Consider the following 6,265-nt stretch of genomic DNA (forward strand, 5'->3'; position numbering starts at 1 on the left):
ATAATAATAGAAAGTAATACAAATAATTCAACGACATTAAATTTGTTGAAAGAAAAAGTAAACGGATTGGCATATTCAAATGTTTATAACAGGGCTAATTTATATAGTGATATTGGATTAGTCCGTCCGAATGAAATAACAAATACGGGAATATTGTTTTTTATATTATTTGCAATATTGGTAGTAAGGATAAAAGATACAATAGCAGTAATAAATAACAATAGAAATATAGGAATAAGCCGACTTGGTTAGTATTATAAAACCAAGTCGGTTTTCTTTTTGGGGGAAGAAAATGAAAAAAATGTTAAAGAAAGTAATAAGTATGTTAATAGTAATATGCTTGATGATGGGTATAGCAAACATACCTGTATATGCGGGAGCAAATACAGTATCGGCAGCAAAAACAACGGATGCAGTTTTGTCAAAAACTTATGTAACCCCAGCACAAGCATTAAAGAAAACGGTAAAAAGTTCAGCGAAAGCAACAGCGAAAGCGACAGCAAAGAAAGTAAAAGCAATAGATAAAACGACAAAGAAAAAAGCAGCGAAAAAAGTTGCAAAAAAAACTGTTTCGTTAACCGCTAAAATAACAAAAAAATATACTAAAAAAGGATTGACCGTTTTAAAGAAGTTAGCAAATAAGTTAGGATTAAAATTAAAAACAGTTTATAACAAATTTATAAAAATGGGAGTAACAAAAACTCAATTGAATAAAGTTAGACCTATTTTAATAAAGTTAATGAATAAGGGAGAAGATTTTGTTTGTTGTTCATCACTTGCAGTAGCAAAATATTTAGGTATAGGTAAAAACTTTGCTGCATTACAAAATTTAGCAGCAGACATTTCAATAGATGCAAATAGATTTGTTAAAGCTCATAAAAATGGTTTTACCGGAACATATACTAATGCAGAAGAAAAAACACTTAAGAAGAATGGAGTAAAACAAGTAGAATCCATTAATGCTACATTAAAGGATGTTATGAATTTAAAGAAAGGACAAAAAGCATTAGTTTATGTTGATTGCTATGACAAAAAAGGAAATGATACAGGTGGGCATGGAATAACAATAGAAAGGCAAAAAAATGGTAAGTATGCCGTATACGATATATTAATAAATAACGGTAATAAAATAATATATAACACTAAAGAATTTAAAAAATTTCTACAAGGAAAAAGTGCAAAAGGAAAAACAGAATATGGCAAAAATATAACGAAAACAAAATATTTGGATTCCACAGACGGAAAAATTCGGTATAAATTTATAGGCGGCGTAGATAAAGGAAAAATATATATTACTATTGATTCAAGTAAGTTTATAGATTCAACTTTAAAAAAATTGGCAAATAAAAGTTATTCCATAATAAATAAATTGTTGAATAATAAAAATGTAAGCAGTTTGGCAAAAAAATGGTTGAAAAAGGCAAAAACTTTAGTTAAAAAACTCTTGAATGGCGGAAAAAATTACTATGATAAGCAAATTTTACTTGATAAGGCAGCTTCTTTAATTCAACAAATTTCAAAAAAAAATACATCAATGATATCCTTAATAACAAGTTCTAATTCAATATTTTCATCGTTGCAAAAACTTTTTAAAAATAATTTTATGTATAAAGTTTATAATAAATATGGAGAAGGTGGATTAAATGTAATAATAGAACTTTCCAAAAGATATAATTTAAGTCAAAAAGTAGTATATAACCAATTTGTAAACAACAAAGTGACAAAAACTCAAATGGAAAAAGTTTCAGCAGACTTGGTAAGGTATACAAAAGAAGGATGGGAAGTTCTCGATTCTGCATTTGGTGAAGGATATACAGAAGTAGAAAATGCTTTAGTATCAATAAAACAATTATTAAAAAAATAAAATAATAAAATAATTGATATGTGGATGAGAGAATGTCATAATGTAGGAAAAAGTTTGAAATAAATGAAAGAGTTATTCGGTAAATAAAATACTTTCAATATATACAAGAAACTACCATAAGTAAATTTTTACTTATGGTAGTTGTTTTATATATCAGTTGTATTTAAAAATTTGCTATAATAAACAAATATACTAAATATTTTATTTGGATAAGTGCAATGTTTTCAAGAAAAGAAACAAAAGTTTTAAAAATAGGTTCGGTTAAAATAGGCGGAGGCAACCCTGTTGCAGTTCAGTCTATGACAAATACCGATACAAAAGATTGGAAAGCTACCGTTAAACAAATTAAAGAACTTGAAAAATACGGGTGTGAAATAGTCAGGGTTTCGGTTCCTGATATGGAATGTGCAAAAAACATAAGTAAAATAAAAAAACACATTTCAATACCGCTTGTTGCCGATATTCATTTTGATTATAAACTTGCAATAGAATCAATTAAACAAGGTGTTGACAAATTAAGAATAAACCCGGGAAATATCGGCTCAAAACAAAAAGTACAAGAACTTGTAAAAATTGCAAAAGATTATAAAATTCCCATAAGAATAGGTGTAAATGCGGGTTCCTTAAAAGCGGTGCAAAGTTGTTCAACAGTATCAAAAAGAGCAAAAGCATTAACGGCTGCCGCACTTGAACATGTTGATATACTTGAAGAATGTAATTTTAATTCAATAGCCGTTTCATTAAAAGCATCTGATGTTGCAACAACCGTTGAAGCATATAATTTATTTGCACAAAAAAGAAATTATCCCCTGCATTTGGGAATTACCGAGGCAGGTTCAATATTTAGGGGAACAATAAAATCATCTGCGGGGCTTGCCGTTATGTTGTATAACGGTATAGGTGACACAATAAGGGTTTCCTTAACCGCAAACCCTGTTGAAGAAGTTAAAGTTGCTTATCAAATTTTGCAGTCTTTAAATTTAAGGACAACAGGTGTGGAAATAATTTCTTGTCCGACATGTTCAAGAACAAAAGTTAATTTGATAAAAATAGTTAACGAACTGGAAGAAGAACTTGCAAAAGTTAAAAAGAAAAATATAACAAAACAAGTAAAAATTGCCGTTATGGGTTGTGTTGTTAACGGACCTGGAGAAGCAAAAGAAGCTGACTTTGGCATAGCAGGCGGAATAGGTGAAGGTTTGCTATTTAAAAAAGGTGAAATAAAATGTAAAATACCTGAAAGTAAATGGGTTAAAACATTACTGAATTTATATAAGAAAATGTAAGGAGAAGACAAATGGGTGAAATTTATTTAACAAGAGAAGGCAGAAATAAATTATTGGAAGAACTTGACAGACTTCAAAAAAGAAAACCTGAAGTTCAGGATGAAATAGCAAGGGCAAGAGAACACGGCGATTTAAGAGAAAATGCCGAATATCATGCCGCAAAAGAAACTTTAACAAACCTTATGAAAAGAATTGCCGAAATAGACTCAAAACTTTCAAGGGCAACAATAATAGACGATTTAAACATTGACCCGAATAAAGTTTTTATAGGAGTAACCGTTACAATTAAAGATGATGACGGCGACGAATACGAATATACCATTGTTGACGAAGAAGAAGCAAACCCTTCGGAAATGAAAATATCCATAGGTTCACCTTTGGCACAGGGGTTGCTTGAACATAAAGTAGGAGATGTTGTTGAAGTTGAATTACCTGCCGGAAATATGACTTTTAAAATTTTAAAAATAACAAGATAAATTGGAGATTAAATAATGTATTTTTCAAAAGCATTTATACCGACATTAAAAGAAGCTCCTTCGGATTTGGATAATATATCTGCAAAACTTATGGTTCGTTCCGGAATGGTTAGGAAGTTAGGCAGCGGTCTTTTTGAACTTTTACCTTTGGGGCTTAAAACACTCGGGAATGTAATTTCCGTTATCAGAGAAGAGATGGCTGCCATAGACGGACAGGAAGTAAAACTTCCTTTACTTTTACCTAAAGAATTGTGGATAGAAACGGGAAGATGGAACGTTTACGGTAAAGAATTATTCAGAATAAAAGACAGAAAAAATGCCGAATTTGCACTTGCTCCCACACACGAAGAGGCAATAACAGACCTTGCAAGAAGTTTTATAAAATCATACAAACAATTACCTGTAATGCTTTATCAATTCGGTATAAAATTCAGGGATGAAATAAGGCCGCGTTTCGGTGTTATGCGTGCAAGAGAATTTTTAATGAAGGATGCTTATTCTTTCCATACTGACGATAAAGATTTGGAGCAATATTATAAAAAAGTATATGCGGCTTATGAAAATATTTGTAAAAGATGCGGCTTTAAATACAGGGTTGTTGAGGCGGCTTCGGGTGCAATAGGCGGTAACTTCTCGCATGAATTTATGGTGCTTGCAGATACCGGTGAAGAAGAAATTGCATGGTGTCATTGCGGTTACGGAGCCAATTCTGAAAAAGCCGAATGTTTGGAAGATATATATGAAAAATCAACCGAACAAGTTTTGGATATGGAAGAAATTTCAACACCTAATGTCGGAACTATTGAAGATGTTTCAAAATTTTTAAATTCTTCCGCACAAAAGTTTATTAAAACAATTATTTATGTTGCCGACGGAACGCCTGTTGCCGTTCTTGTTCGCGGTGATTACGATATAAACGAAATAAAATTGCAATCAGTTTTAGGTTGCAACGAACTTGAACTTGCAAGCCCTGAAATTGTGCAGGAGGTTACAGGTGCCAAAGTTGGTTTTGCAGGTCCTGTTAATTTAAAAAAGAAAATAAAAATATATGCTGACTATTCGGTAGTAAATATAGTTAACGGTGTTATAGGTGCAAATAAAACCGATACTCATATTAAAAATGTAAATTACGGTAAAGATTACAAAGCCGATACGGTTACCGATTTAAGAAAGGTTGTTCACGGTGATATTTGCCCAAGATGTAAAAAAGAAAAATTGCAGTTTTCAAGAGGAATAGAAATAGGGCATATTTTTAAATTGGGAACGAAATACTCAAAATCCATGAAAGCAACTTATTTGGATGCAAACGGTAAAGAAAATTTAATGGTTATGGGTTGTTACGGTATAGGCGTAACAAGAATATTGGCAGCAACCATAGAACAATCTTACGATGAAAACGGTATAATTTGGCCTGTGGCACTTGCCGCTTATAAGGTTGCAATAATTCCTGTTGATTTTGAAAATGAAAATATTAAAAAAGTTTCCGAAGATATATATAAAAAATTAAGAGAAAAAAAGATAGATGTTTTACTTGACGACAGGGATGAAAGGGCAGGTATAAAATTTAAAGATGCCGATTTGATAGGTATTCCTTACAGAATTACCGTCGGTGAAAAAAACCTTCAAAACGGCAATGTTGAATTTAAGGATAGAAAAAACGATAAATCAAAAACAGAAATTATAAAAGTTGAAAATATTGTTGATTACGTTGTATCGCAAATAAAACTTTAAAATATACATTGTCGTTCACAGTTTGTCGTTAAACTCTCAGCTTCTCAGTTTTTCAGCTCTTCAGCTGTCGTTATGTCATTTCGAGCGAAACGAAGTTTAGCGAGAAATCTGTTGTTTGTTCTTTTAAAAATTTTCTTTTTCGCGCTCAGTGTTGCCAATCGTTTGAAATTTTTAAAAGTTTTTCCGTTGCCGTTAAACCTATAACCCTATAACCTTATCATCCAATAACCTAAAAAAATTCTCAAGCAAATTTTTTAATTGACAATTTTTTTAATTCTTGATAAAATAAGAAAGTTAGTCAATAATGATACGTTAATAAACTTGTCAGCTGTTCAGCTTATCAGCTTTTCAGCATAATTGGAGGTAGTATAAAATGTCGTATAAATGTTATGTATGCGGTAAAGGTTCCGTTTCCGGTAATACCGTAAGCCACTCGAACAAAGCAACAAAAAGGTTATTCAGACCTAATTTACAGGAAGTAAGAATTATTGTTGACGGAAAGAAAACAAAAGAATATGTTTGCACTTCTTGTATTCGTTCCGGAAAAGTTCAAAAAGCTATATAATTTTAATTATATATTTTTTAATAAGAGATAAGTTTTGTTTGCTTATCTCTTATTTTTTTGCCGTTTATCGTTTGCTGTTTGCCGTTAAACCTATAACCCTATAACATTATCACCCAATAACCTGAAATTTTCCTTGCAATTTTTGCCGTTTGCCGTTGTCGTTGTTGTTAAACTTTTAAGCTTTTCAACCATCAGCTCTTAGCTGTCTTTATATCTTCTCAGCTTAAAAATATATAATTTTAATAGAAATGTTAGTGTTAAATACATTTTGCCGTTTTTGAAAGGTAAAAAAATTCCATAGGTGAAAACAATCTGTTATTAATGTTAAGATGTCTGTGAATTC

6 protein-coding genes are annotated in these 6,265 nt (G+C 31.1%); all 6 read left to right on the forward strand.

Annotation, left to right across the window (positions count from 1 at the left end; genetic code table 11):
• Positions 1-252, forward strand: a 252-nt coding sequence (locus ACMUOV_RS00425) for a hypothetical protein (protein WP_413852699.1), incomplete at its 5' end; no start/stop codon positions are given.
• 40 nt (positions 253-292) lie between these two features.
• Positions 293-1,864: a hypothetical protein gene (locus ACMUOV_RS00430; RefSeq protein ID WP_413852701.1), complete on the forward strand. Its 1,572-nt coding sequence runs from the start codon at positions 293-295 to the stop codon at positions 1,862-1,864.
• Between the two features lie 218 nt (positions 1,865-2,082).
• A complete protein-coding gene (gene ispG, locus ACMUOV_RS00435; RefSeq protein WP_413852703.1) occupies positions 2,083-3,150 on the forward strand; it encodes a flavodoxin-dependent (E)-4-hydroxy-3-methylbut-2-enyl-diphosphate synthase in 1,068 nt (355 codons plus the stop codon).
• A gap of 11 nt (positions 3,151-3,161) precedes the next feature.
• Positions 3,162-3,626 (forward strand): transcription elongation factor GreA, encoded by a 465-nt coding sequence (greA, locus tag ACMUOV_RS00440; protein ID WP_413852705.1) that lies wholly within the window; start codon positions 3,162-3,164, stop codon positions 3,624-3,626.
• A 15-nt stretch (positions 3,627-3,641) separates the two neighbouring features.
• A complete protein-coding gene (locus ACMUOV_RS00445) occupies positions 3,642-5,357 on the forward strand; it encodes a proline--tRNA ligase (protein ID WP_413852707.1) in 1,716 nt (571 codons plus the stop codon).
• A gap of 373 nt (positions 5,358-5,730) precedes the next feature.
• Positions 5,731-5,922, forward strand: coding sequence for a 50S ribosomal protein L28 (gene rpmB / locus ACMUOV_RS00450; protein ID WP_413852709.1), 192 nt, complete (start codon positions 5,731-5,733; stop codon positions 5,920-5,922).
• Positions 5,923-6,265: the final 343 nt, after the last annotated feature.

The sequence above is a fragment of the Candidatus Ruminimicrobium bovinum genome, from assembly GCF_902760015.1.
Classification (GTDB): domain Bacteria; phylum Elusimicrobiota; class Endomicrobiia; order Endomicrobiales; family Endomicrobiaceae; genus Ruminimicrobium; species Ruminimicrobium bovinum.

Excerpts from the sequence above, each read along its gene's own strand:
- ACMUOV_RS00430 (WP_413852701.1), top strand. The coding sequence starts at position 293 with ATGAAAAAAATGTTAAAGAAAGTAATAAGTATGTTAATAGTAATATGC.
- ispG (WP_413852703.1), top strand. The coding sequence starts at position 2,083 with ATGTTTTCAAGAAAAGAAACAAAAGTTTTAAAAATAGGTTCGGTTAAA.
- greA (WP_413852705.1), top strand. The coding sequence starts at position 3,162 with ATGGGTGAAATTTATTTAACAAGAGAAGGCAGAAATAAATTATTGGAA.
- ACMUOV_RS00445 (WP_413852707.1), top strand. The coding sequence starts at position 3,642 with ATGTATTTTTCAAAAGCATTTATACCGACATTAAAAGAAGCTCCTTCG.
- rpmB (WP_413852709.1), top strand. The coding sequence starts at position 5,731 with ATGTCGTATAAATGTTATGTATGCGGTAAAGGTTCCGTTTCCGGTAAT.